General features: G+C 72.1%; 21 protein-coding genes and 1 pseudogene. 10 read left to right on the top strand and 12 right to left on the bottom strand.

Annotated features, from left to right (window positions below):
• Positions 1 to 42 precede the first annotated feature (42 nt).
• The 5 genes from FXO23_RS22330 (at position 43) to FXO23_RS22310 (ending at position 3,915) form a co-directional block, all read left to right on the top strand.
• Positions 43 to 504, top strand: a complete 462-nt coding sequence (locus FXO23_RS22330) for a helix-turn-helix domain-containing protein (protein WP_179956842.1) — start codon at positions 43 to 45, stop codon at positions 502 to 504.
• Positions 505 to 788: 284 nt separating this feature from the next.
• On the top strand, positions 789 to 1,640 hold the full coding sequence (locus tag FXO23_RS22325) for a PspA/IM30 family protein (RefSeq protein ID WP_158887363.1): 852 nt from the start codon (positions 789 to 791) through the stop codon (positions 1,638 to 1,640).
• Positions 1,641 to 1,663: 23 nt separating this feature from the next.
• Positions 1,664 to 2,617, top strand: a complete 954-nt coding sequence (gene pspM / locus FXO23_RS22320; protein WP_158887328.1) for a phage shock envelope stress response protein PspM — start codon at positions 1,664 to 1,666, stop codon at positions 2,615 to 2,617.
• A 59-nt stretch (positions 2,618 to 2,676) separates the two neighbouring features.
• Positions 2,677 to 3,012 (top strand): hypothetical protein, encoded by a 336-nt coding sequence (locus FXO23_RS22315; protein ID WP_158887327.1) that lies wholly within the window; start codon positions 2,677 to 2,679, stop codon positions 3,010 to 3,012.
• A gap of 438 nt (positions 3,013 to 3,450) precedes the next feature.
• Entirely contained in the window at positions 3,451 to 3,915 is a 465-nt protein-coding gene (locus tag FXO23_RS22310; RefSeq protein WP_425484887.1) for a Uma2 family endonuclease, read from the top strand.
• A gap of 7 nt (positions 3,916 to 3,922) precedes the next feature.
• Here the strand turns inward: FXO23_RS22310 and FXO23_RS22305 are convergent, their stop codons facing one another.
• The 5 genes from FXO23_RS22305 to FXO23_RS22285 all read right to left on the bottom strand — a co-directional run bounded on the left by FXO23_RS22305 (position 3,923) and on the right by FXO23_RS22285 (position 8,290).
• Complete coding sequence (locus tag FXO23_RS22305) at positions 3,923 to 4,972, bottom strand: quinone-dependent dihydroorotate dehydrogenase (RefSeq protein WP_179956841.1); 1,050 nt, start codon at positions 4,970 to 4,972, stop codon at positions 3,923 to 3,925.
• A gap of 64 nt (positions 4,973 to 5,036) precedes the next feature.
• Positions 5,037 to 5,594: a GNAT family N-acetyltransferase gene (locus tag FXO23_RS22300; protein WP_158887324.1), complete on the bottom strand. Its 558-nt coding sequence runs from the start codon at positions 5,592 to 5,594 to the stop codon at positions 5,037 to 5,039.
• Between the two features lie 360 nt (positions 5,595 to 5,954).
• Positions 5,955 to 6,995, bottom strand: a complete 1,041-nt coding sequence (gene add / locus FXO23_RS22295; protein ID WP_158887323.1) for an adenosine deaminase — start codon at positions 6,993 to 6,995, stop codon at positions 5,955 to 5,957.
• An 85-nt stretch (positions 6,996 to 7,080) separates the two neighbouring features.
• Positions 7,081 to 7,689 carry a DedA family protein gene (locus FXO23_RS22290; RefSeq protein WP_158887322.1) on the bottom strand — a complete coding sequence of 203 codons (609 nt, stop codon included), beginning with the start codon at positions 7,687 to 7,689 and terminating at the stop codon, positions 7,081 to 7,083.
• Entirely contained in the window at positions 7,682 to 8,290 is a 609-nt protein-coding gene (locus FXO23_RS22285; protein WP_158887321.1) for a class I SAM-dependent methyltransferase, read from the bottom strand. The genes FXO23_RS22290 and FXO23_RS22285 overlap by 8 nt, the downstream gene beginning before the upstream one ends.
• Before the next feature lie 132 nt (positions 8,291 to 8,422).
• Here FXO23_RS22285 and FXO23_RS22280 point away from each other — a divergent pair, with 132 nt between their 5' ends.
• Complete coding sequence (locus FXO23_RS22280; protein ID WP_158887320.1) at positions 8,423 to 9,574, top strand: sensor histidine kinase; 1,152 nt, start codon at positions 8,423 to 8,425, stop codon at positions 9,572 to 9,574.
• The gene (locus FXO23_RS22275) at positions 9,571 to 10,218 is read left to right on the top strand and encodes a response regulator transcription factor (RefSeq protein ID WP_158887319.1); all 648 of its coding nucleotides are present in this window, start codon (positions 9,571 to 9,573) and stop codon (positions 10,216 to 10,218) included. The genes FXO23_RS22280 and FXO23_RS22275 overlap by 4 nt, the downstream gene beginning before the upstream one ends.
• Before the next feature lie 88 nt (positions 10,219 to 10,306).
• On the opposite strand, the gene FXO23_RS22270 is transcribed toward FXO23_RS22275, so the two are convergent.
• From FXO23_RS22270 to FXO23_RS22260, 3 genes and pseudogenes are all read right to left on the bottom strand, one after another.
• A complete protein-coding gene (locus tag FXO23_RS22270) occupies positions 10,307 to 11,107 on the bottom strand; it encodes an Fpg/Nei family DNA glycosylase (protein ID WP_158887318.1) in 801 nt (266 codons plus the stop codon).
• 2 nt (positions 11,108 to 11,109) lie between these two features.
• Entirely contained in the window at positions 11,110 to 11,979 is an 870-nt protein-coding gene (locus FXO23_RS22265; protein ID WP_158887317.1) for a ParA family protein, read from the bottom strand.
• Between the two features lie 39 nt (positions 11,980 to 12,018).
• Positions 12,019 to 12,806, bottom strand: a pseudogene (locus FXO23_RS22260) (ParA family protein).
• A 90-nt stretch (positions 12,807 to 12,896) separates the two neighbouring features.
• Here FXO23_RS22260 and FXO23_RS22255 point away from each other — a divergent pair.
• Positions 12,897 to 13,649 carry a methyltransferase domain-containing protein gene (locus FXO23_RS22255; RefSeq protein ID WP_158887316.1) on the top strand — a complete coding sequence of 251 codons (753 nt, stop codon included), beginning with the start codon at positions 12,897 to 12,899 and terminating at the stop codon, positions 13,647 to 13,649.
• On the opposite strand, the gene FXO23_RS22250 is transcribed toward FXO23_RS22255, so the two are convergent.
• Together FXO23_RS22250 and FXO23_RS22245 are read right to left on the bottom strand one after the other, a co-directional pair.
• Positions 13,646 to 14,503, bottom strand: coding sequence for an NAD(P)H-binding protein (locus FXO23_RS22250; RefSeq protein ID WP_158887315.1), 858 nt, complete (start codon positions 14,501 to 14,503; stop codon positions 13,646 to 13,648). The two genes, FXO23_RS22255 and FXO23_RS22250, sit on opposite strands and share 4 nt — an antisense overlap.
• A 94-nt stretch (positions 14,504 to 14,597) precedes the next feature.
• Positions 14,598 to 18,476, bottom strand: coding sequence for a non-ribosomal peptide synthetase (locus tag FXO23_RS22245; RefSeq protein ID WP_158887314.1), 3,879 nt, complete (start codon positions 18,474 to 18,476; stop codon positions 14,598 to 14,600).
• 82 nt (positions 18,477 to 18,558) lie between these two features.
• Between FXO23_RS22245 and FXO23_RS22240 the strand changes: the two genes are divergently transcribed.
• Complete coding sequence (locus FXO23_RS22240) at positions 18,559 to 19,854, top strand: DNA polymerase IV (protein ID WP_158887313.1); 1,296 nt, start codon at positions 18,559 to 18,561, stop codon at positions 19,852 to 19,854.
• A 207-nt stretch (positions 19,855 to 20,061) separates the two neighbouring features.
• On the top strand, positions 20,062 to 20,466 hold the full coding sequence (locus FXO23_RS22235) for a DUF3040 domain-containing protein (RefSeq protein ID WP_158887312.1): 405 nt from the start codon (positions 20,062 to 20,064) through the stop codon (positions 20,464 to 20,466).
• A 174-nt stretch (positions 20,467 to 20,640) separates the two neighbouring features.
• Here the strand turns inward: FXO23_RS22235 and FXO23_RS22230 are convergent, their stop codons facing one another.
• Complete coding sequence (locus FXO23_RS22230; RefSeq protein WP_246257666.1) at positions 20,641 to 23,196, bottom strand: transglutaminase TgpA family protein; 2,556 nt, start codon at positions 23,194 to 23,196, stop codon at positions 20,641 to 20,643.
• Positions 23,193 to 24,467 (bottom strand): DUF58 domain-containing protein, encoded by a 1,275-nt coding sequence (locus FXO23_RS22225; protein ID WP_158887311.1) that lies wholly within the window; start codon positions 24,465 to 24,467, stop codon positions 23,193 to 23,195. Before FXO23_RS22225 ends, FXO23_RS22230 begins: the two co-directional genes overlap by 4 nt.
• Positions 24,468 to 24,470: the final 3 nt, after the last annotated feature.

The following is a 24,470-nucleotide window of genomic DNA, read 5'->3' as shown; positions in this document are numbered from 1 at the left end:
CGGTAACGTGATGGGTACTAGCTCTGGGAAGGGAGGCGCGTGATGACCGTGCTGTTGCGTGAGGCGATCGGTGATCGGCTCCGTCATGCCCGCACCAACCAGCGTCGCACGCTGCGCGACATCTCCCGCGCCGCGAGGGTCAGCCTTGGCTACCTTTCCGAGGTCGAGCGCGGGCAGAAGGAAGCGTCCAGCGAACTGCTGGCGTCCATCTGCGAAGCGCTGGAGCTCCCACTCGGCGAACTGCTGCACAACGTGGCGGCGGATGTGTCGGCGCTGGACAACGTGGACGTTCCTCCGGTCGCCGAGCCCGCCGAACACGGCTCGGACCAGGCGAAGGGCGCCGAGGGCGCGAAGGCCGCCAGGGGCGAGTTCGAAGGTGGCCGCCTGGTGTCGAGCGTGATCGGTAACGACCTCGCCGACCTGCGGGTTTCCACCGGAAGGATGGGCCCGGCGCTGCGGACGACGATCAGCGCGCCGAAGATGACCGCCACCATCGCCGCCTGACCGGCCGACCGGCAGACGTTCCGAGGGGGCGTTCGCACGAACCCGTTCGTGCGAACGCCCCCTCGACTCGCTTCCGCTCGTTCCACCCCCGACGACCCTGAGGCTGCTGCACCCCAGGTCAGGGCCAACCCTGAATTACCCGGGGTCGCCTGGAACGCGGCGCGTCAACCTGACACGATGGAACCCAACGCCGGGTCGGGACGTTGCTTGTCTAGGGGAGAGCGACGCCCCACATGATCGTCGGCATGACCAGCCAGTGGGACGCAAGAAGGCAGGCGGAGGAGATGGCCAACCCTTTCGTGAAGTTCTGGAAGTACATGATGGCGGCATTCTCGTCGAAGATCGATGAGCACGCCGACCCGAAGGTACAGATCCAGCAGGCCATCGAGGAGGCGCAGCGCAACCACCAGGCGCTCTCCCAGCAGGCCGCTTCGGTGATCGGTAACCAGCGTCAGCTGGAGATGAAGCTCAACCGCCAGCTCGGCGAGGTCGAGAAGCTGCAGGCGTCCACCCGCCAGGCCCTGGTGCTCGCCGACGAGGCGCGGGCCAAGGGCGACGAGCAGAAGGCCACCGAGTTCGAGAACGCGGCCGAGGCCTTCGCCGCCCAGCTGGTCACCGCCGAGCAGAGCATCGAGGACCTGAAGACCCTGCACGACCAGTCGCTGCAGGCGGCCGCGCAGGCCAAGCAGGCCGTCGAGCGCAACTCGACCATGCTGCAGCAGAAGCTGGCCGAGCGCACCAAGCTGCTCTCGCAGCTGGAGCAGGCGAAGATGCAGGAGCGGGTGTCCGCCTCGCTGAACCAGATGAGCGAGCTGGCCGCGCCGGGCAACACGCCGTCGCTCGAGGAGGTCCGCGAGAAGATCGAGAAGCGGTACACCACCGCCCTCGGCTCCGCGGAGCTCGCGCAGAACTCGGTGCAGGGCCGGATGCTGGAGGTCCAGCACTCGACCACCCAGCTCGCCGGGCACAGCCGGCTGGAGCAGATCCGTGCCTCGATGAAGGGCGACTCGGTGGCCCAGGTGACCGACGGTTCCTCGTCGAGTGCCGCGCCCGCCGCCAAGCAGCAGCCGAGCGCGAACATCCAGCAGGAGATCCAGGCGCGCGTTCAGGCTGAGCAGCAGAAGAACCAGGCCTAACCGGTCAATAAGGGGACGCGAAGATGGGGTCGGGTAAGCGGGACTTCAGCGAGTTCAACGCCAAGCTGGAAAAGCACATCGAACGCTTGCCCGACTACGCGCAGCGTGCCCAGGAGAAGCTGCAGCGCTACTTCCCGCCCGCCGAACAGCAGCAGCACGGATCGGGATCGCGGCCCGCCGAGCGGCCGCGCCCGGCCCGGATGCCGATCCCCGCGCTGCCCTCGGCGGCGGATATCCCGGTGGTCAACGAGGTCCGGACGAAATGGGCGCAGTGGAACGCGCCCGAGGCGAAGCTGGCGCGCCGCAAGCGCCGGGCCTCGCGCGCGGTGACGCTGTGGGTCGTGCTGACGATCCTGTGCGGCCTGTACGCGGTCGCCGGGTTCGCCGGGATCGGCGGCGTCGCGGGGGAGAGCCTGGCGTCGGCCTTCGGCGCGATCGCGGGCGCGGTGGTGTTCGGCGCGCTCGGCATCCGTTCCGGGGTGCGCCTGCACCGGCTCAACCGCACCGAACTGCCCGCCGCCCCGGCCGGGCCGCCGCCGCTGCCGCCCGCCCGGTCGGCGGCGCGCGAACCGATGGAACGGCTCGCCGAAGCCGAAGCCTCGCTCGCGGAACTGCTGCGCCAGCTCGGCACCCCGAGTTCGGTGGGCACCACCGCGGTGCCCACGGTGTCGGTCGAGGACGCCCGGGCGACCGCGCAGGAGGCCGCGGCCGCGTTGCGCGGGATCTCCGGGCGGATCCAGGCCATCGAACGGGCCCGCGACACCGCGCCCGCCGGGGAACGCACCGCGCTGGACTCCGCGGTGCGCACCCTGCGCGAACAACTCGACGACGGCCTCGAAGGGTACGGGGGACTGGTCGCCGCCGCCGGGCACGCGGTCGCCGCGAGCAGCGGCGGGGTGCAGACCTCGAAGCAGGCCCTCACCGACGCCACCGACCACCTGGCCGGGCTGGCGATCGCGCTGCGCGAACTGTCCTGACGGAGACGTCTGAAAGTCGGGTCTCCGGCGGCTCGAGCGCGGGTTTCGCGGTCGCCGTCGTGTGCGAACCGGCGGGCATCGCGATCGGCATCGACACGGCCGGTTCCCGCGGCGTTCAACGGGACCGTCGCGGAGGGGGAGTTCATCTCGGCGCACCGGTCCGAAGTGGACCCGACGGTCGCCGGATTATTCTCGCGGCGGTCGCGGCTCCGGTCGCCGATGCCGACGCCCGCCCGTTCGGGGTCAGCTTGGTCACCCGCGCCTTCGAAGATCAGGTGGCGCTCGACGTGGCCGTGTTGCTGACCGGTGAGAAGAAGAAAACCCTTATCCCGCAACGGGAATCGACCTCGTGGTGTTCGGCGGGCACCTGCGCGGCTTCCCCCGCGGCCCGGTGACCGCGGCCGCCGCCACCGACCTTTCCGATTACCGCGGCTGGCGGGCATATCCGGGGCACCTGAGCGCGACCAACTCCGCAGAGTGATACCGGCGTGCCGCGGCGGCTTGACGGACATTCGGTGCGAAAATCATCCAGGTGGCCGTAAGCTCCCCGAGTCGGATGAATGAGGGCCGGAAATGCGACACGCTGCGTAGCCGTGCGCTTGCGCGCGCTGAGCCGCGGAACCCGGCCTTCTGCCGGTCGGGTCGGTAAAATCGGTAAGTTTGAGCGGAGTTTGCGAGTCCGTCGCTTTCGCCGTTGCTGGTATCTCCTGGGAAAGGTCCGCACGATGGGAAGTGTTCCCCCATTTCCCCCTGGTCGACCGCTCACGAAGGCAGACCTGGAGGCGATCCCAGATGACGGGCGTCGCTACGAACTGGTGGACGGGGTGCTGGTTGTGAGTCCCTCGCCCCGCCCGGTGCATCAACGCGCGGTCAGCCGCCTGCTCGAGGCGCTGACCCGGAACTGTCCGCGCTGGCTGGAAGTGCTGCCGGCGCCGGTGGACGTCATGCTGGCCGAGGACACCGTGTTCATCCCGGACGTCGTGGTGGGCGACCGGGACGCCTTCACCGAACGCGGCCTCGTCGGCCCGCCGGAACTGGCCGTCGAGGTGCTTTCCCGCAGCACCCGGCTGGTCGACCTGGAACTCAAACGGGCCAAACTGGCCGAAGCGGGCTGCCCGAACTACTGGATCGTCGATCCGGACGAACCGAGCATGCTGGTGTTCGTCCGGCGAGGAGACGAGTACGTCCAGCATGCGAAACTGATCGGCACCGAATCTGCCGACTTGGACCAGCCGTACCCCGTACAGGTCAGTCCGGCGTCACTGGTAAGTGCCTACCCCCAGATGTACCCCGCGTGACCCTGCTTCACCCGGTTGACAGCGCCCGGCCGATGGACCGGACCAGACCGGGGCCGTGCAGCGCGAAGCCGGTGTAGACCTGCACCAGGCTCGCCCCGGCGTCCAGCATCAGCCGCGCGTCGTGCGGCCCGAGGATCCCGCCCACGCCGATGATCGGGAGCTTGCCCCCGGTGTGCTCGTGCACGAACCGCACCACGTCCCGTGCCCGTCCGGCCAGCGGCCGCCCGGACAGCCCGCCGATCTCCTTGCCCAGGTGCGCCTCGGTGCCGGCCAGTCCGTCCCGGGACAGCGTGGTGTTCGTCGCGATGATCCCGGCGACCTGATGGGCGTCGCAGACCTCGAGCAGTTCGCCGAGCGCGGAGTCGGTGAGATCCGGCGCGACCTTCACCAGCAGGGGAGTGGGCGCCCGGCCCGCCCGCTCGGCCAGCGAGCCGGACAGCTCGCCGAGCGCGGCGAGCAGTTCGGTCAGCGCCGAGCGGTCCTGCAGCGCGCGCAGTCCCGGGGTGTTCGGGGAGCTGACGTTGATCGCGAAGTAGTCCGCGTACGGGTACAGCGCCCGCAGCGAGGCCTGGTAGTCGCCCACCGCCTCCGCCAGCGCCGCGGCCTTCGACTTGCCGATGCTCACGCCCAGCGGGATATCCGGCTTTCCTTGCGTGGCAAGCCTTTCCGCGAGGGCGTCGGCACCGGCGTTGTTGAAGCCCATCCGGTTGATCACCGCGTCGCTCTCCGGCAGCGCGTACAGGCGCGGCTTCGGGTTGCCCGGCTGGGCGAGCCGGGTCACCGTGCCCGCTTCGACGAAACCGAACCCCAGCGCCGCCCACGCGGCGAGCGCGCGGCCGTCCTTGTCCATCCCCGCGGCCAGGCCCACCCGGTTGGGGAACCGGAGCCCGAACACGGTCACCGGATCGTCCGAGCCGAAGTAGCGCCGCAGCGCGGTGAGCGCGGGCGGCATCTTGGCGAGGCCGCCGAGCGCGCGCAGGGTGCGCTCGTGCACCACTTCCGGGTCGTTCTTGCCCAGCCGGTAGAGGGCGGGACGGATCATCCTGTCGAAGAGCACGGGCACCATGCTGCCCCATCGCCGCGTGCCGCGCGTCGCGGCGGGTGCGCCGGGGTGAGCTGCGCTACCGCCGCTTCCATTCGTGCTCGAGGATGGCGAACACGAGTTCGTCGGTCCAGTTCCCCTTGAGCCGCTCGTTTTCCCGGAAATGCGCCTCGCTGCGCATGCCGAGCCCTTCCATCAGCGCGGCGGACGCGGTGTTCCGCGCGTCGCAGCGGCCGATGATCCGGTGCAGCCCGAGCCGTTCGAAACCGAGCCGGAGCAGTTCGACCGCGGCCTCGCCCGCGAATCCCCGGCCGTGGTGGTCGGGATGGAACACGAAGCCGATTTCGCCCTGCCGGTGTTCGGTGCTGACCACTTCCAGGAAGAGATCGCCGATCAGTTGCCCGGTGTCGGCCCGCTGGGCCGCGATCGAGAGGAACCGGCCGTTCTCGGTGAGCCGCGCGGTGGCGATCCGCCGCTGCAGTGCCGCCGCGGTTTCCGTCCGGTTCCGCGGTTCCCAGCTGAGGTACTGCGTGACGTCCGGGCGGGACTGGAATCCGTACAGGGCATCCAGATCGCTGAGGGTGAACGGGCGCAGCACCAGCCGGGCCGTGGTGATCGGGTACTCGGGCTGCAGCACCCGGGAAGGCTAACCGGTTACGCCGGATGCCCGCGCCATTAGTAATGAATTCGCAATCGGTAATAGGGGTGACCCCCGACGCGCCTCCCGAACGTCGTCAGCCGTTCGGGCCCGGGTCGGACTGGTTCCCGGGAGCATCGGGGGTCCGGTGACTGCCTGGTATTCGCTGACAGGCACACACGGTGCTGGCGACGAGCCGACAGGTGGTCGGAAGTAGTCGCTGCGCCGACTGAGAAGTCCTACCGCGTGGGTCCGCTAGCGGACAGCCACCTCACGAGTCCTGTAGTTAATCAACTTCGGACCACCTCCCTTCTCGTGTAATCGCCACGCTAGGCAAGTCCGGGCGGCGCGGCAACAAGATTATTTCTCGCGTTCGCCCGCCAGGGTCTGGTCGATCTCGGCGAGCAGTTCGGCCTTGCGCCCGTCCCCGAGGAACGACGCGCGCACCGCATTGCCTGCCAGCTGGGCGATTTCGGCATACCGCAGGCCGAGCGTGCCGGCCACCGCGAGGTACTCGCCGTTCAGGGTGGCGCCGAACATCGGCGGATCGTCGGTGTTCAAGGTCACCACCAGACCGTGGTCGAGCATGCGCCGGATCGGGTGTGCGGCAACGGATTCCACCTGCCGGGTGCGCACGTTGGAGGTCGGGCAGACTTCCAGCGCGATGCCGTGCGCGGCGAGGTGGTCGAGCAGGCGCGGATCGCTGGCGCAGCTCGTGCCGTGCCCGATCCGCTCGGCGCCCAGATCGTGCACGGCCGACCAGATCGTCGCCGGGCCGGAGGTTTCCCCGGCGTGGGGAACGCTGCGCAGCCCGGCTTCCCTGGCGGCGGTGAAGAACGGCGCGAACTGGGCCCGGCCGACGCCGATCTCGGGGCCGCCGAGGCCGAAGCTCACCAGGCCGTCCGGGCGTTCGCGCAGCGCGAACACGAGCGTCTCGCGGCCCGCGCGAACCCCTTTCTCCCCGGGAATGTCGAAGCACCAGGCCAGATCCACGCCGTGGCGCGCCGCCGCTTCGGCCCGGCCGGTGGCCAGCCCTTCGAGCAGTTCGTCGCCCGGCATCCCGTCCAGCAGGTGGTTGTACGGCGTCACGGTGACCTCGGCGTAGCGGGCGTTCTGCGCGGCGAGGTCGGCGGCGAGCCCGGTGACCAGCGTGTGGATGTCGTGCCGGTCGGTGAGCATCGACTGCACCGCCCAGTAGACCTTCAGGAAGTGGTCGAAATCCCGGAAGGTGAAGAACTCCTCGAGGTCGGCGCGCTCGGCCGGCACCCCGGCCTCCGGGTGGCGGCGGGCGAGTTCGAGGACGGTTTCGACACTCGCCGAGCCGACCAGGTGGACGTGCAGCTCGACCTTGGGCAAGGCCCGCACGAACGCGCGCAGGCCGGTGTCGGTGGCAGCAGGCATGACAAAGCTCCCTGGAAAAGAAGAAAGTGGTTGCGGGACGCGGAAAGACGCGGGCGGTCAGGGAGCGAGATCGCCGCGTTCACGGTCACTGCCGTACAGCGGAAGCTTGTACGTCGTCACGATCACCGAGTCTAGCGCCTCGGTGGCGGGTGCTGACCAGAACGAGCCCGGTCAACGCGATCGCGCCGAGAATGCCGAGCACGCTGCCCGCCCGGTCGTAGGCCTCGCCCGCGAGCCGCCCGACGGTGACCAGGCAGGCGGCCCACGCGAGGGCGGAAGGCAGGTGCCAGCTGGTGAACCGCCGATGTGCCATCCCCGAGGCGCCCGCGAGCCGCGGGGTGACCGTCCGGGCGACGACCACCCATTGCGCGAGCGTCACCGCGGGCCCGCCGCGTTCGGTGAGCAGCCGCCGTGCGCGCTCGCGGGCCGGTCCGAGCAGGCGGCCGCAGCCGCGGCGGCGGCCGGTGAGGTAGGCCAGTTGCCCGCCGATCGGGGCGGCCGCCGCGGCGGTCACCACGGCCGGGAGGTAGCCGACAACTCCTTGGGAGGCAAGGAAACCCAGGACCAGGACGGCGCTCGCGCCGGGGAGCACGACCCCGGCGAGCAACCCGGCCTCGGCGACGAGGAGCAGCCCGGCCACCAGGAGCACGGGCACCGGCGGCAGCCCGGCGAGGAGCGCGTGGAGGTCAGGCATCCGGCGCGACCGATCGTCGGCACGCGAAGCTTCGCGCGGGCGGCAGGTTGCGCCAGACCGTCCGGCCGACGAGCACCTCGTCGAACGATTCGGTCAGCAGGGCGGAGAACCGGCGCGCCCCGGCCAGTGGGGCCGCGTGCAGGTACCCGAACGTGGTGAACGCGCCGTGCCGGGCGAGCACGCTCTGGATCGCGGTGAGCAGGCGCCGCTGCTGGGCGGGGCCGAACAGCGACCACGGCAGGCCGCTCACCACGGCGTCCACTTCGGACACACCGCGTTCGGCGAGCAGGCGGACCAGCGCCTCGGCGTCGTCGTGGATCACCTCGACGCCCGGGTGGCGGGCGCGCAGGTAGGACACCAGCCGGGCGTCGATCTCGACCGCGAGGTGCCGCCCGGCGGCGGGCAGCCGCCGCTGGATGGCTTCGGTCACCGATCCGGTTCCGGCGCCGAGTTCGACCACGACCGGCGCGCCGGTGGTCGGCACGACCGAAGCCAGTTCCGCGGCCAGCGCGGGGGAACTCGGGGCGACCGCGCCGACCAGACCGGGATTGCGAGCCGCGGCGGACAGGAAGGTGCGGTAGGCGGGGGTGTGTGTCGTCATGGCAGCGACCCTCGCCGGGAACGCGGCCCGGAACCTCCGGCCGCGAGCCGCGGTCGGCGACCGGCGGGACGATCTTCGTTCTCCTCCCCAGGCAGGAGGCGCCCGGTCGGGGAAGCCCTTACCGTGATCAGGGTGAGTGGCGGGGAGACGGGTGCTGGCCTGGACAGATGGCTGCCGGTGCTGCGGCTCGTGGCACCGGCGTACGTGGTGCTCTACCTCGGGGTGCTCATCGACCGCGACCCGGAACGGTGGGATTGGTTCCTCGGCCTCGCCGCGGCGCTGCTGGTGCAGGTCGGGGGCCGGTTCCCGCTTCCCGTGCTGCTCGGCCAGCTCGGCCTGCTGGCGGCGGGGCTCCGGATCGGCGACGTGGCGCTGAACTTCCTCCCCGGATTCGCCGTGCTGGCCCTGGCCGAACTGGTGTACCGGCGCCGGGGCGCGCCGTTGTGGATCGGGCTCGGGTGCTATGTCGTGGTCGTCGGCATCGGCGCGTACCCCTATGCCGACGCGTTCACCGCCACCCTGCGCGTGGCCCTGGCGACGGGGGTGCCGGTCGTGGCCGGGGAGTACCTGCGGGCGCGGCGGAAGATCGCGCGGCAGGCGCAGGAGCGGATCGCCGAGTCCGAACGGCTGCGGGTCTCCGAGACCCGGGCGGCGCGCACCGGGGAACGCGCGGCGATCGCGCGCGAGTTGCACGATCTGCTCGCGCACCACGTGGCGTCGATGGTGCTGCGGGTCGGGGTCGCGCGGCACGTCGTACCGGACACCAGCCCGGAGATCGCCGAGGTGCTCGACGACGTGCACGCGACCGGGACCGCGGCGCTGGCCGATCTGCGCCGCCTGGTCGCGGTGCTGCGCGACCCCGGCGCAGGGGAGGGCCCGGCGCTGGTCGACCCGGCCGATCTGGCCACCGAACTGGAGCACGCGGTGGAGCGCGTCCGGCGGGCGGGCGTCCAGGTGGACGCCGAACTGGACGCGCGGGTGACCGAACTGGACGCGGTGCGCCGCCTGGTGGTACTGCGGATCGTGCAGGAAGGACTGACCAATGTGCTCAAACACGCGGGCGCGGGCGCGCAGGTGCGGGTGCGCGTCGAGGTGGCGGCGGAGGGGGCGACCGTGATCGAGATCGTCGACGACGGCGGTGCCCGGCCGCCCGTGCTCGACCCGTCGCGGCCCGGGCACGGCCTGCTCGGTATGCGCGAGCGCGTCGATCTGGCCGGTGGCCGGTTCCAGGCCGGACCGCACGAACGGGGCTGGCGGGTGCGTGCTGAACTGGAGCGGCAGTGATCCGGGTGTTGCTCGTGGACGATCAGCAACTCGTGCGCGCGGGGCTGCGGATGCTGTGCGCTTCCGCGGACGACATCGAGGTCGTCGGCGAGGCGGCCAACGGCAACGAGGCGCTGACCCGGGTCGAGGAAGTGGTGCCCGATCTGGTGGTGATGGATCTGCGGATGCCGGGGATGGACGGGATCACCGCCACCCGGCGGATCCTGGACCGGCGCCCGGGCATCCGGATCCTGGTGCTGACCACGTTCGACGACGACGAGCACCTGTACCCGGCGCTGTCCGCGGGCGCGTGCGGGTTCCTGGCCAAGGACGCGGCCCCGGACGAACTGCTGGACGCCGTGCGCCGCGCCGCGGCCGGGGACAGCCCGTTCAGCCGGGACGTGCTGCGGCGGCTGGTCGCCCACGCGGTGGACAGCCGGAATCCCGGTGGAGCCCCGAAAAACCTGCCGCCGCTGACCGCGCGCGAACGTGAGGTGCTCGCCCTGATCGCCGCCGGTCTGTCCAATGCGGACATCGGGGAGCGGTTGCACGTCGGGCTCACCACGGTCAAGACGCATGTCAGCAACCTGATGACCAAGACCGGCGCGGACAATCGGGTCCGCCTCGCCATGCTCGCCCACCAGTACGGCCTCACCACCGGCTAACGTGGTGAGTGTTCCGGCCGGTTAGAACCGGTCGTACCACTCACGACCCCGGCAATGGGCTGCCCGGGGTAGCGGAAGCCGCCGAGGGTCAGGAAGGCGCCGGGCCGGGTTGGCAGCGCGGGCAGTACCAGGTGGGGCGCTGGTGGACGTCGTAGCCCTGTTTGGCCACCTTTACCGGGCCACCGCAGCGGAAGCAGCCCTGGCGCGTCCGTTCGTACACCCACTGGCGGCGGCCGCGGCCGAGGTCGCCGGTGGTGCACTGCTCATGCCGCCAGGCGTTGGCCAGCAGGAGTTTCCGCCCGAGCGCGACCACCTTCGCCGGGTCCACTTCGGACACCGGTGTCCACGGGGAAACTTTGAGCAGGAAGCAGATCTCGCATTTGTACAGGTTGCCGATCCCGGCCATGATCCGCTGGTCGAGCAGTGCCAGCCCGAGTTCGCGGTCCGGCTGGGCGAGCAGCGCCGCGACCGCCCGGGTCGCGTGCTCGTCCGTCCACTGCGGATCGAGCAGGTCCGGGCCCAGGTGGTCGACCAGGCCGCCTTCCTCGGCGGTGGGCAGCAGTTTCAGGTCGTGCACCCGGAACCCGACGACCTGCACACCGGGCCCCGCGAGGATGACCCGCGCGTGGTGCGCCGGATGCCGCCAGCGCGCGCCCTCGGCGTAGACGTCCCAGCTGCCGTCCATCTTCAGGTGGCTGTGCAGGCTCAGCTCGCCGGAGAACCGGGTGAACAGGTGCTTGCCGACGGTCCGGACGCCGAGCACGGTACGCCCGGCGAGATCCGCGTTCGCCAGCGCGGGATGGCGGAACTCGCCGCGGGTCAGGGTTTTCCCGGCGAGCGCCCGTTGGACCGTCTTCCCGGCCAGAAAGACCGTGTCTCCTTCGGGCATCGTTACGGGTTCGTCGACCGCACGCGTTCGACCGGTCCGGTGGTCTCCGCCTCGGATTCACCTTCCGCCCGGAACCGGTGGCGGCCCGCGCGGTCCGAGCGGAGGATCTTGGCCAGCACCATGTTGAACGTCAGCGCGATCTCCTGCGCACCCGGTGAGTTCCACTCGTGGATCGGGCTGCACGCGCCCTGGGCCTGCTGGATGGCCAGGCGGTCCGGGATCGCGGTCGGCATGACCAGCGAACCGAACGATTCCCGCAGCTCGGCGATCCGGAACTGGTGCTCGTGCGAGCGGACGCGCAGCCGGTTCACCAGCACGCCGATCGCGCGCAGGTCCGGGTTCTGCTGCTCGCGGATCTGCTTGATCGCCTCCAGGGCGCGCTGGGCGCCGGACACCGCGTACATCGTCGGTTCGGTGACCAGGATCGCGCTGTCCGCGGCGACCAGCGCGGAGCGGGTCAGGCGGCCGAGCGAGGGCGGGCAGTCCAGGACCGCGAGGTCGTAGGGGCGGCCGCGGGTCGGCGACTGGTGCAGTTCGTCCAGGGCGCGGGAGAGGTTCTCCAGCCGCCGCCCCTCCGGGCCCGGTTCGTTGAGCAGTTCCAGCTCGTCCGAGCCGACGAGCACGTCCACCTCGTCGCTCCACACGCTGGGCGCGATCGCCCGCTGCAGGACCGCGCGGTGCGGCGTCTCCAGGACATCGGCCAGGGTGGCCTCGGTGTACGGCGGGTCCAGCGAAGCGGTGGCGTTGCCCTGGGGGTCGAGGTCGGCCACCAGAGTCCGGGTTCCCCTACGCAGCGCTGCGGAGGCGATACCGAGCGCAACCGTGGTTTTACCGACGCCACCTTTGAGGCTGAGTACGGCGACCGTGTGCACGCGTTCGAGAGTAGCCGCAACCGGTTCGCCGTCCGCACGCTAACTCCCGGCGGCGAGGAGCCGATCGAGCAGCCGGTCGAACGCCGTCGCCAGTTCGCGGGCGCCCGCGGACCCCAACCGGTGCAGCGGCGCGCACGCGCCCTGGGCCTGCGGCGCGGCGACCCGATCCGGCAGCGTGGGCTCCAGCACCAGCTCGCCGAAGGTGTCGCGCAGTTCGGCCACCCGGAACTCGTGCTCCTTCGACCGCGGTTTCACCCGGTTGACCACCACGCCCAGCGGGCGCAGCCGCCCGTTGTGCTCGGCGCGTTCGCTCTCCACCGCCTCGGCCGCGCGCTGCACCCCGGCCACCGCGAACATCGAGGGCTCGGTGACCAGCAGGGCGCCGTCCGCGGCGACCAGCGCCGAGCGGGTCAGGCGCCCCAGCGAGGGTGGGCAGTCCAGCAGCACGAGCCGGTACGGCAGTTCGCCGTGATCGACCAGTTTGCGCAGTTCGGACAGGCCACGGGCGAGGCGGCTGAGGCGGCGGGAGTTCGGGTCCGGATCGTTGAGCGACTCGGTGTCCTCCGAACCGACCAGCACGTCCACGTCCGGGTCCCAGGCGCTGCGCGCGATCGCCGAGTCGAGCACCGACCGGCGCGGCCAGTTGAGGACGTCGGCCAGCGTCGCGCGGGTCCGCGGCGGGTCCAGCGCCGCGGTCGCGTTGCACTGCGGGTCGAGATCGGCCACCAGCGTCCGGATGCCGCGCTGCAGCGCCGCGGACGCGAGGCCGACGCGACCGTGGTCTTGCCGACCCCGCCCTTGAGACTGAGCACAGCGACGGTATGCACGCCGAGAGCGTACGGGCCCAGCCGGCGATTCGCCGGTCTGACGCGGCCACCGTCACCCATGCTGAAATGGCACTACTACGCTGTGGTGCCATGCGAACGGACACCGCGGCAGCTCGCGGATCGGGGGCCGTCAGGCGGGTCCTGGAAGCCGAACTAGCGCGTGCCCGCGCACGCGGCACGACCGAGCCACGCGTGGTCGACGTGGGCGGTGGCAGCGGCGTGTGGGCGGTGCCGTTCGCGTCCGCGGGTTGCCTGGTCACCGTCGTCGAGCCGAACCCGAACGCGCTGGCCACCCTGCACCGGCGGGCCGCGGAGACCGGGGTCTCCGGCCGGATCACCGTGGTCGCCGACGACTCGGACTCGCTCGGCGCGAACGTTCCCGCGGGGTCCGCGGACCTCGTGCTCGCGCACGGGCTGCTCGAGGTGGTCGACGATCCGGCCGCCGTGGTCGAGGCGCTGGCCGCCGCGGTGGTACCGGGTGGCGCGGTCTCCGTGCTGGCCGCCAACCGGCACGCGGCGGTGCTCCAGCGCGCGCTCGCCGGCCGGATCGCCGAGGCGAGCCGCCTGCTCACCGGCGCGGACGGGGTGCTGCCGGAGGAGGTGGAAACCCTGCGCCGCCGGTTCGACACCGAGGCGCTGCGCGGCCTGCTGACCTCGGCGGGGCTGGAGGTGACCGTCATCCAGGGCGACGGCGTGGTCGCCGACTCGGTCGCGCCCGCCGTCGACGACCCGGACAGCTCGTGGGAAACCGAACTGTCCGAATTCGAAGCCGCCGCGGGCGCCACCCCTCCGCTGCGCGACATCGCCAGCCGCCTGCACGCGGTCGCCCGCCGCCCCGCCTAGTCGCCCGGCGCCTCGAACTCGGCGCGGTGGTCGAGGACCCATTGACGGAAGGTGCGCGGGGCGGTCCCGGTGACCGCCTCGACGGCGCCGGTGACCGGCGCGGGCTTGTCCACGGCCCAGGACCAGGCCCGCAGGACCGCCTCGAGGATGTGCGCGGGCATCCCGGGGCCGACCATCCGCTCCCGGGCCGCGTCCGGGGTGAGTTCGCGCACGGCGATCGGCCGCCCGAGGACGTCGGCCAGGACCGCGGCCTGTTCCCGGAAGCTGATCGGCTCCGGCCCGGAGAGGGCGAGCGCCTCGCCGTCGTGATGATGCCTGCCGTGGACAAGAACATGCGCCGCGACGGCGGCGATGTCGGCCTCGTGGATGGCGCCGATCCGCGCGTCGGGGTAGGGGGTGTGGACCGCCGATTCGGCGCGGATGTCCCCGGCCCAGCCCAGGGCGTTGCTCGCGAAGTAGCCCGGGTGCAGCACGGTGTGGGCGAGGCCGGAGTTCCGCACCGCCCGCTCGGCGGCCTGGTGCAGGGCCGCGATGGGGTTGGTGTCGGCCTCCGGCTCGAGGACCGCGGCCGAGGACAGGAGGACCACCCGCCGCGCACCCGCCTGCCCGGCCGCCTTGAGGAAACCGTCCAGGCCCCGGGGGCGCGTGTACAGGAAGATCCCGTCCACGCCGTCCAGGGCCTCGCCGACGGTGTCGGGTTCCTCGAGGTCGATCCGCACCGCTTCGACCCCCGCCGGGACGTCCAGGGTGCTCGTGTCCCGGCTGGACGCGCGGACGGGTTTCCCGGCGGCGAGCAGCCCGTCGACCACGTGGCGGCCGATCTTCCCGCGAGCCCCGGTGACGAGAAAGGTCATGATCCACTCCCAGTGCCTAGAAAGGCAAAGTAGTTTTGCTTTGTAATCAAAGCTACTTACGGTGAGGTGGCACTGTCAACCGCGCCGGGCGGACCTAGTTCGGGGGAGGGGCGAGGCCGAGGTGGCGGGCGATGGTGGCGAGGTGTTCCGGGCGGATGAGGCCGGGATGGGTGGTGTCGAGGTCGTGGTTGGTGAGCGTGCCGCCGAGGTGCGCGCGCCAGCCGTCGCGGTTCAGCCAGGTTTCGCGCCGCGGGGCCGCGGCCGTGAAGAAGTGCAGATCGCCGGGGTAGTGGCGGTGCTCGGTCTCCCGGACCAGGCGGGTGTTGTTCGCGACGATCCGCACGATCCGCGACACGGTCTCCTCGGACAGGGTCGCCAGCGCGCTGCCTTCGCCGCGCAGCAACTCGATCACCCGCGGGCGGGTGAGGGAATCCGGCGGGAGGTCGTCGTGCCCGCTGATCCGGACCAGCGCGGCCAGCGCATCCGCCTCGGTCGGCGGGGGCAGGGCCCGCCACTGCTCGCTGGGGTAGGCGTCCAGCAGGGCGAGCAGGCCGACCCGGTCCCCGCGTTCGGCCAGCAGGACGGCCATCTCGTGCGCGATCATGCCGCCGATGGACCAGCCGAGGAGCTGGTACGGCCCGGTCGGCCGCACGGATTTCAGTTGCGCCACATAGTCTTCCGCGACCTCGCGCATACTCGACGGCAGGTTCGCGGGATCGTCCTTTGCGGACAGACCGCGCGCCTGGAGCGCGTAGAGCGGCCGGTCGGGTTCGACGATCCGGAGCAGCGGTGCGTAACACCAGCCCAGGCCCCCGGCGGGATGCACGCAGAACAGGGGCGGCTTCTCGCCGCTCGTGCGCAGCGGCAGCAGCACGCCGAAGGGGTCCGCCGCCGGATCCGCGAGCCGCTCGGCGAGCCGGGCCGGTGACGGCGCGGTGAACAGGTCCGCGATGGTCACCTCCACCCCCAGCGCCCGCCGGATCGCCCCGGCCAGCCGCGCCGCGCTCAGCGAATGCCCGCCCAGCGCGAAGAAATCGTCGTCGACCCCGGCCGCGGGCAGGCCGAGCACTTCGGCGAACAGGCGGCAGAGCAACTCCTGCCGCGGCCCGTCCGGGGTGCTCGCGGTCGCCGTGAACTCGGGCGCGGGCAGGGCCTTGCGGTCGAGTTTCCCGTTGGGCGACAACGGCAACGCGGACAGCGGGACGAACACCGAAGGCACCATGTACTCCGGCAGCGTGGCCGCCAGGTGTTTGCGCAGCGCTCCCGGATCGGGCGGTGCGCCGCGCGGGACGACGTAGGCGACAAGCATCTGCTCACCCGGCCGATCCGCGCGGGCGAGCACCGCCGCCGCGCCGACCTCCGGATGGTCGCGCAGCGCCGCGGCGATCTCGTCCGGTTCGATCCGCAGGCCGCGCAGCTTCACCTGGTGATCGGTCCGGCCGAGGAAATCCAGCGAACCGTCCAGGCGCCACCGGGCCAGATCGCCGGTGCGGTACAACCGGGATCCCTCGGGCCCGAACGGATTCGCGACGAACCGCTCGGCGGTCAGCCCGCGCCGGTTCAGGTAGCCGAGCGCCAGCCCGGTGCCCGCCAAATAGAGTTCGCCCGCGACCCCGGCCGGGACCGGGCGCAACATCGAGTCCAGCACGTAGGACCCGGTATTCCAGATCGGGCGGCCGATCGGCACCGTGTCGTTGTCATCGCTTGCCTCGCACTGCCAGGCGGTGACGTCGACCGCGGCCTCGGTCGGGCCGTACAGGTTGTGCAGTTCCACCCCCGGCAGGATCCGGAAGAACTCGTCACGCAGCCCGGCGGGCAGGGCCTCCCCGCTGCAGATCACCCGCCGCAGCCCGGTGGCCGCGGCCGCGTCCGGTTCGGCGAGGAACGCGGCCAGCATGGACGGGACGAAATGCGCGGTGGTGATCCCCTCCGCACCGATCAGCTCGGCCAGATAGGCGGGATCGGCGTGCCCGCCGGGTTTCGCCACCACGAGCGCCGCCCCGGCCAGCAGCGGCCAGAAGAACTCCCAGACCGAAACGTCGAAGCTCGCCGGGGTCTTCTGCACGATCCGGTCCGTCGCGTCCACTGTGTACTCGTGCTGCATCCAGAGGAGCCGGTTGCGGATCGCGCGGTGCGAGACCAGCACGCCCTTCGGGCGGCCGGTGGAGCCCGAGGTGTAGATCAGGTAGGCGGGGTGGTCCGGGCCGATCGCGGGGGAGTGCGCGATCGGCGGCCGGTCTTCGAGGCCGAGTTCGTCCAGCAGGATCCGCGGCGTGCCGTCCGGAAGCGCTCCGGCTACCGCGGTGGTGGTGAGCAGGACCACCGGTGTCGCGTCGGCGAGCATGAACGCGATCCGCTCGGCGGGGTAGTCCGGATCCACCGGCAGGTACGCGGCGCCCGCCCGCACGACCGCGTGCAGCGCGAGCACCAGGTGCCGCGAACGCGGTGCGCAGACGGCGACGACATCGCCGGGCCGCACCCCGGCCTCGGCGAGGACGCCCGCGAGCCGCCGGACCAGCTCGTCGAATGCGCGGTAGCGGAGCCGGACCCCGTCCTCGGGCACGATCAGCGCGGGTGCGTCCGGGGTGCGCTCCGCCTGCGCCGCCACCAGATCGCCGAGCGTTCCGGGCGGCACCTCGTGCGCGGTGTCGTTGAACTCGCCGACGATCCGGGCGCGCTCACCGGGCGCCAGCAGGTCGATCCCAGCCAGCGGCGCATCGGAACCCAGCAGCCGCTCGAGGAACGCGGGGAACCGGTGCAGGTGCCCGTCCAGGTCCGCCTCGGTGTACCGCGCCGGATTCGCGTCCAGGTCCAGCACGAGCCCGTCGCTTTCGGAGTCCGGATACGCGGTCACCGTGAGGTCGTCGACCGGCCCCGCGGCCAGATAGCGGACGATTCCGGGGATCTCGCCGAACCTGACGTCCTCCCGGAACGGTTTGATGTTGACCTCCGGACCGGTCAGGCGGCCGGTGCCCAGGCGCAGTTCCCGCCGCAGCTCCTCGCCGCGGTAGCGCTGGTGCCGCCGCACGGCGCGCAGTTCGGCGGACACCGCGCGCACGAGTTCGCCGAACCCCGCGTGCGGATCGATCGCGAGCCGGACCGGGAGCACGTTGACCGCCATGCACGGCACCCGCGCCGCGGCCGAACCCAGCCGGTTCATCATCGGCAGGCCGAGCACGACCTCGGCGGATCCGGTCCAGCGGTGCAGGTAGGCCGCCGCGGCGGCGATCAGCGCCTCGGGCCAGGTGCCGCGCATCGCCTCGGCCGCGGCCCGGAGGGCGGCGAACCGGTCTTCGCCGAGGAGCGCCGACCGGCGGCGGAAGGTGTGCGAGGCCCGCGCGTCCCCTTCGGCGAAACTCGCCACCGCGGGCCGGTCCCGCAGGCGGTCGAGCCAGAACTCGCGATCCCGCCGGTGCTCCGCGGAGGATCGGTACTCGGCTTCGGCGGCGAGGACGTCGTGCAGCGAGCCGAACGGGCTCGGCCCCGGCCGCTCGCCGCGGGCCAGCGCGGTGTAGCTCTCGGCGACCCGGCGGGTGATCAGCGCGAAGCCGTACCCGTCCAGCAGGATGTGGTGGAATCGTTGGTACCAGAAGTAATGCGAACGTCCAATGTGGAAGAGGACCTGGCGGTGCAGCGGGTCGCGCAGGAGATCGGTGCGGCGGCGGACGTCGGCCCGCATCCGGTCCAGCGCGGCCGCGGCGGGGTCCGGTTCGGCGCGGAGGTCGTGCACCTCGAGGCCGGGCGCCGCGCCCGGGACCTGCGCCGGTTCGCCGGTGATGCGGACTCCCACGGCGTCGGCTTCGGCGAGCGTGCCGTGCACCGCCCGCCGGAACAGCGGCACGTCCAGCGCGCCGCGGATCTCCACGTACTCGGCGGTGTTGTAGGCCGGGGTCGCCGGGTCGAGCTGCTGGGCGAACCAGACCCCGGACTGGGCGGCGAGCAGGGGAATCGGCTTACTCGGCGAGGACTTCACTAGGTAAGCCTAGCCTTACTTGGGCGAATTGTCGGTGCCGCCGGTTAGCCTGTGGCGCGACGGGATACGAGGGGAGTGCACGGTGGGGAGGAGTGGCGACCTGCCGCGCGGGCTGGTCGAGCGGTACAAGGCGCGCGACGGCGCCTGGCCGGACGACACGGGCTGCTCGATCCTGCACGTGGACATGGACGCGTTCTTCGCGGCGGTGGAGATCCGGGAACGTCCGGAGCTGGCGAACGTGCCGGTCGTCGTCGGGGGCACCGGCGGCCGCGGCGTGGTGTCCTCGGCGAACTACATCGCGCGCACGTTCGGCGTCCGCTCGGCGATGCCGACCGCCCAGGCCCGGAAGCTGTGCCCGAAGGCGGTGTTCCTGCCGCCGACCTTCGGGCTGTACCAGGAGGCGTCCGCCGGGGTGCTCGAGCTGTTCCGGCGGGTCACGCCGCTGGTGGAGCCGCTGAGCCTGGACGAGGCGTTCCTCGACGTGAGCGGCGCGCTGCGGCGGCTGCGGATGTCGCCCGGCCAGATCGCGGAGCGCATCCGCGAACGGGTCCGGGCCGAGCAGGGGATCACCTGCTCGGTCGGCGTGTCCTCGACCAAGTTCATCGCGAAGCTGGCCTCCGGGATGGCCAAACCGGACGGGATGCTCGTGGTGCCGAAGGCCGAGATCCTGGAGTTCCTGCACCCGCTGCCGGTGTCGGCGCTGTGGGGGGTGGGCAAACGCACAGCCGAGCGGCTGACCGGGGTGGGGCTGGACCGGGTCGGCGACATCGCGACGACCCCGCTGCCGAGGCTGCGGCGGCTGCTGGGCAACGCGGCCGCGGAGCATCTGCACGCCCTGGCGCAGGGGTACGACGAGCGCCCGGTGGTGCCGGATTCGGCGGAGAAGTCGATCGGCGCCGAGGAGACCTTCGAGGTCGATCACCTCGATCGCGAGGTCCTCAAACGGGAACTCCTGCGGCTGTCCGAGAAGACCGCCGCGAGCCTGCGCCGCCGCGGGCTGCGCGGGCGGACCGTTTCGATCAAGGTGCGGTACTCGGACTTCACCACGATCACCCGGTCCCGCACGGTCCTGGTGCCCACCGACGTCACCCGGGAGATCTTCCGGACCGCCGCCCAGCTGCTGGACGAGCAGGCGCCGCCGGGCGCGGTCCGGCTGATCGGCGTGCGGGTGGAGCAGCTGAACGATCACGCCGAGTCCGGCGAGCAGCTGACCTTCGACGCGCCGGACCGGGGCTGGCGGGAGGCCGACCAGGCGGCCGACCGGGCCCGGGCCAAGTTCGGCGGGGCCGCCATCCGCCCGGCCTCGCTGCTCGGCCCGGCGCCCGAACGTTCCGGCGCCACCGAGCCGAAGCCGGTGCCCGACTCCGGGGAGTCGTGATCGACTGCCCAAATCGTGGGCCGGGCCACCGGGAGGTGCCCTCCGGGGGTGGTTTGTGGCAAATCATTCGGTGCTTGATGCGGGATCGGGTAGTCGTCCGCGCGCGGGGCTCGTATCCTGGAGGGAGACACCTCGAGTGGGGGTGTCGGTTGGGTCCACGACGTTGCGCGGCCCGGCGCCCGCGACAGCTGTGCCGGAGGAGGAAAGATGCCACTCTCCGAGCATGAGCAGCGGCTGCTCGATCAGATCGAGCGCGAGCTCTATGCCGAGGACCCCAAGTTCGCATCCACGGTAAGGGGAAGCCGGCTGCGGCGGCCCGCCCGCCGTCGGCGAATCCAGGGGATTGCGCTGTTCGTCGTCGGTGTCGCACTGCTTGTGCTGGGCATGATGGTGCCGCTGCGGCTCGCCGAGATCCCGTTGGTGAGCGTGCTCGGGTTCCTGGTCATGTTCTTCGGAGTCCTGATCGCGGTGACTTCGATCCGGCAACCTGCCGAGAGTGATGGCAAGGACGGCACGACGGCTTCGGCCCGCGGTGGCGGCAAGGCCGCCCGGCGCAGTTCGTTCACCCAGCGCATGGAAGAACGCTTCCGCCAGCGCTTCGAGGACCAGTAGCCAAGACTCGGAATCCAAGACCCAGGGCGCGCATTCGCCGCCCTGGGTTCTTGTGTCGTCTCCCAAGGGCGGGGCACTTTGGGGGAAGAGTGCCCTCCTCGCGCGCGAGGTATGGTAACTCGCCGCCTGGCCGGGGCCCCGAGAGTGCGTGCGCTTTCGGGGCCCGAAGCGGGCTCAGCGGCGTCGGCGGCGGAGGAGGGACTTGGGGAAGAGGCGGCCGCGCCAGGAGATCGGCGCGTTGCGGTGCATGCTTTCCCGCAGGTCCTCGAAGGCCGGGCCGAGCGACGGGTCGCCGGCTTGTTCCGGGCTGTACCAGGAACGCTCCACCACACCCACCACGGTCCGCAGGCCGTCCCGGCCGCCCTCGTCGAGGTGGTGCCGGTGGGCCACCTTCTGCGCCGCGGTCCGGATCGTGTCGCTCTCCGGGATCGGCAGGCCGCGGTCGGCGCATTCGTCCAGCAGCTCGTGCCAGGCCGCGTCGGCGGCGCCCGGACCGTGCGTCGCGATCTCCCGCAGCCGTCGCCGGCGGCCGACCTCCCGCGCCACCGACGGCGCGAGCGCGGCGGCGAGCACCACGAACAACACCAGGGCGAACCAGAACGACCACAGCCACGCCGCGAAGCCGATCGCGAGGACCCACAGCCCGGTCGCGGCCAGCGGAAGCCAGGCCAGCACCGGAGAGCCGAGCACGTCCGCCTGATCGCGCGCCGCGGCGTCGAACGACTCGGCGCCGGAGTTCTCCGGCGATCTCTGCCTTCGCCGGGCGGCCGACTTCCGGCCCAGCAGCACGGCGGCCAGCGTGACCAGTACCGCCAGGATCGCCAGCACCGCGGCGGTCCAGCCGATCCCGGCGGGCGCCTCGTCGGCCTGGTTCTGGGCGCCGTTCTGGCCGTCGCCGTTCGCGTCGGGCGGCGGGGCGACCCCGGTCGGCGCCTCCCGCGGGGCCGACGAGTTCGGCTGGTTCGACGCGGTACCGGACGGCGCGTTGCTGGCGGCGGTGTCCGGGCGCAGATACGGCGGGATGTAACCGCGGCCATCGGCCAGCGGGGTCGGGTCGAAGCTGACCCAGCCGCGGTCGCCGAAGTGCACCTCCACCCAGGCGTGCGCGTCCTGCGAGGTGATCGTCCGGTAGTCGGCCGTGGGGTAGCCGGTGGTGAACCCGACCGCGACCCGCGCCGGGATGCCGATCAGCCGCAGCATCACGGCCATCGCCGAGGCGAACTGCTCGCAGTACCCGCGCTTGCCGTTCAACAGGAAGTCGGCCAGCGCGTCGGCGTCGGCCTGCTGCGCGGTCTGGGTGTCGTAGGTGAACCCGTTCTGCGCGGTGAAGAACTGCCACAGCGCGGTGGCCTTGTCGAAGTTCGTGGGCTTGTTGTCGGTGATCTTCTTGGTCAGCTCGACGACCCGCGGATCCACCGGCGGCAGCCGGGTGTACACCGGCGAGATCTGGCCCGGTTTCGGGTTCGCCGCGCGCAGTTCGTTCTTGCTGGGTTCGGCGAGCGAAGCCGATTCGGTGTACGCCGGGACGTGCTGCTTGCGCTCGCTGAACACCGCGCCGCTGGTCGGGTCGTAGAACCAGCCGCCGGGCACGTTGCGCAGGCCGCGCGGCGCGCCGTAGATCGGCATCCACACGTCCGCGAAGTTCACCGGCTCGATCTGGATCTCGGTCGACTTGCTGGTGCCGTCGTCACCCGGGGCCGCCGGCAATGTCTGGTTGGCCGGAACACCGGCCGGCATCGGGGCGTCCGGCAGTCCCCAGCCCTTGTTCGGCCGGTAGGTGTCCAAGGTGAACGCGCGCAGCAGCCGCTTCTCGTTGCCCAGCCCGCGAACCCGGAACAACTCGACGTTGTTGCCCTGGTCCAGCATGCCGCGCAGCTGGGTGAACGGATTGACGCCGAGGCCGCCCGCGCCGCCGGCCTGACCGCCCTGGCCGCTGCCGGGCAGCCTGCCCACGGTGCCCACGGCGGTGACCGTGGCCCCGGCGATCAGGCCGAGGACCAGGGCGACCGAAACGACCGCGACCGGGGTGGACGCCGCGCCCGGCGAGGCGCCGAGCCCGGGGGCGTCCCGGTTGCGCCAGCGGCGGTGCCGGTGGTTACCGTCCACGGCGAGCATTCCGGCGAATGCGGCGGCGCCGAGCAGGAACGTCCACCACGGCAGCATGCCGTCCGAAAGCGACGCCGGAACCGCGTACACGCACAGCAGCACCAGCCCGGTGGCCGCGGGTGCGGCCGCGGCGACGGCGAGCGTGTCGACGAGGACCGCGACCAGCCCGATCGCGATCGTGACCAGGCACAGGATCGGCGGGGTCGGCTCCACCGGCGGCAGGCCGACGCGGATCTGTTCGAACGCGGCCGTGAGCACGTCGTTCAGTTCGGCGAGCGCGGCCGGGCCGGGGATGATCGACAGGATCCCGCTGCGCGTGAAGACCCCGGTGATCATGAACGCGAGCACGAGCAACTGCGCCAGCCCGACCAGCGGGGTGGGCGTGCGCATCGAGCGCAGGGCCAGCCCGGTGCAGGCGACCAGGACGGCGGCGACGATCACGTAACCGAGCCAGGCCCAGCCGCCGACGACCCCGGTGAGCGAGGTCGCCGCGCAGACCGTGGCCGTACCGGCGGCGGCCGGGGCGAGGATCGAACTGGCCCAGGCGGTCGGCGGCGGAACCGGTCGCGGGGCAGGCGTGTGCGGGGAGGCCGGGGGCGGCGGCCGGTGCGCGGTGGCGGTCACAGGGCGCCGCCGATCAGCGTGCCCCGGCGGGCCGCGGTCCGGCACAGCTCCGCCCACACCTGCGGCATGGGGGAGTCGGGCCCCGCGATCACCACACCCCAGCCGGCCGCGCGCAGCAGGCTCGCCGACTCCTCGGTGGCCGCCGCGCGGTGCTCGGGCGCGCTCACGCCGCCGGACCACGCCGGGGTGTCCAGCAGCACCGCGAGGCTGCGGATGCCGCGCGGGCGGAACCGGGCCAGTTCGTGCACGGATTCGTTGCTCACCGTGCCGAGCACCGCGATCAGCTCCTGGCCTTCGGCCGGGTCGTGCCCGGTGGTGACATCCCGCTGATGCGCGGGCTGCAGCGCCGCGAGCGCGTCCAGGATGAGGTTGTCGTAGTGCTCGCCGCCGTCGCCCGGGGTGTCGGCGAGGGTTTTGCCGTGCTCGCTGACCAGCCGCACCCGGTGCCCGGCGCGGCGCAGGTGCACGCAGACGCTGGCGGCGAAGGACACCGCCCATTCCAGGCTCGCGGTGGGCCCGGTGCCGTGGTGGGCCGCCGCCCGGTGGTCGAGCAGCACGGTGGTGCCGCCCCGCCAGGGACGTTCCTCCACCCGGACCATGATCTCGTCGCGGCGCGCGGTGGAACGCCAGTGCACCTTCCGCAGATCGTCGCCCTGGCGGTACTGGCGGACGATCACGTCGGTCTCGCCCTGCCCGGCGTGCAGCCGGATGCTGCCGTCGTCGCCCGCGCCGATCCCGGCGCCGCTCGGCAGGCCCCACAACCCGACCACCTTGGGCACCACGATCAACCGGGAGTGCCCGATGAGTTCGCGTTCGAACTCGCAGAGCCCGAACGGATCGGTGATCGTCGCGCGCAGCGGGCCGATCTGCTGGATACCGCGCAGCACCGGCTGGATCGGATAGCGCAGCCCGACCGCGCGATCGTGCGGCAGGCGTTCCACCACGAACCGCGGGCGCGCGCCGAGCGCGTAGGGCACGCCGTCCTCGAGCAGCACCTCGCCCGCGGGCAGGCGGCCGTTGCGCCACAGGTCGAGCTCCACCTCGCCGGCGGAGCCGACCGAGACCCGGTCCGGCAGCATCTTGCGGGCGGCTCCGATGCGCACCCGGGACGCCGCGATGAACGCCGCGACGAGCAGGGGCAGCGCGACGACGAACACGGCGACCCGGAGCAGGTCCCGCTCGTTGAGCACCACGGCGCACACCGCGGCGGCGACGCCCGCGGCGAGTAGGCATCGGCCCCGCGTGGTCAGGCCGGACAGCGAGCGCAGCATGGT

This window comes from Amycolatopsis anabasis, assembly GCF_009765355.1.
Lineage (GTDB): Bacteria > Actinomycetota > Actinomycetes > Mycobacteriales > Pseudonocardiaceae > Amycolatopsis > Amycolatopsis anabasis.
Note: the sequence above shows the minus strand (reverse complement) of the source record. Positions and strands in the feature narration are given on the sequence as shown.

Bases quoted from the DNA above. Each gene is read 5' to 3' on its own strand.
- FXO23_RS22330 (WP_179956842.1), top strand. From the start codon at position 43: ATGACCGTGCTGTTGCGTGAGGCGATCGGTGATCGGCTCCGTCATGCC.
- FXO23_RS22325 (WP_158887363.1), top strand. From the start codon at position 789: ATGGCCAACCCTTTCGTGAAGTTCTGGAAGTACATGATGGCGGCATTC.
- pspM (WP_158887328.1), top strand. From the start codon at position 1,664: ATGGGGTCGGGTAAGCGGGACTTCAGCGAGTTCAACGCCAAGCTGGAA.
- add (WP_158887323.1), bottom strand. From the start codon at position 6,995: ATGCCTGCTGCCACCGACACCGGCCTGCGCGCGTTCGTGCGGGCCTTG.
- FXO23_RS22290 (WP_158887322.1), bottom strand. From the start codon at position 7,689: ATGCCTGACCTCCACGCGCTCCTCGCCGGGCTGCCGCCGGTGCCCGTG.
- FXO23_RS22285 (WP_158887321.1), bottom strand. From the start codon at position 8,290: ATGACGACACACACCCCCGCCTACCGCACCTTCCTGTCCGCCGCGGCT.
- FXO23_RS22270 (WP_158887318.1), bottom strand. From the start codon at position 11,107: ATGCCCGAAGGAGACACGGTCTTTCTGGCCGGGAAGACGGTCCAACGG.
- FXO23_RS22255 (WP_158887316.1), top strand. From the start codon at position 12,897: ATGCGAACGGACACCGCGGCAGCTCGCGGATCGGGGGCCGTCAGGCGG.
- FXO23_RS22250 (WP_158887315.1), bottom strand. From the start codon at position 14,503: ATGACCTTTCTCGTCACCGGGGCTCGCGGGAAGATCGGCCGCCACGTG.
- FXO23_RS22235 (WP_158887312.1), top strand. From the start codon at position 20,062: ATGCCACTCTCCGAGCATGAGCAGCGGCTGCTCGATCAGATCGAGCGC.
- FXO23_RS22225 (WP_158887311.1), bottom strand. From the start codon at position 24,467: ATGCTGCGCTCGCTGTCCGGCCTGACCACGCGGGGCCGATGCCTACTC.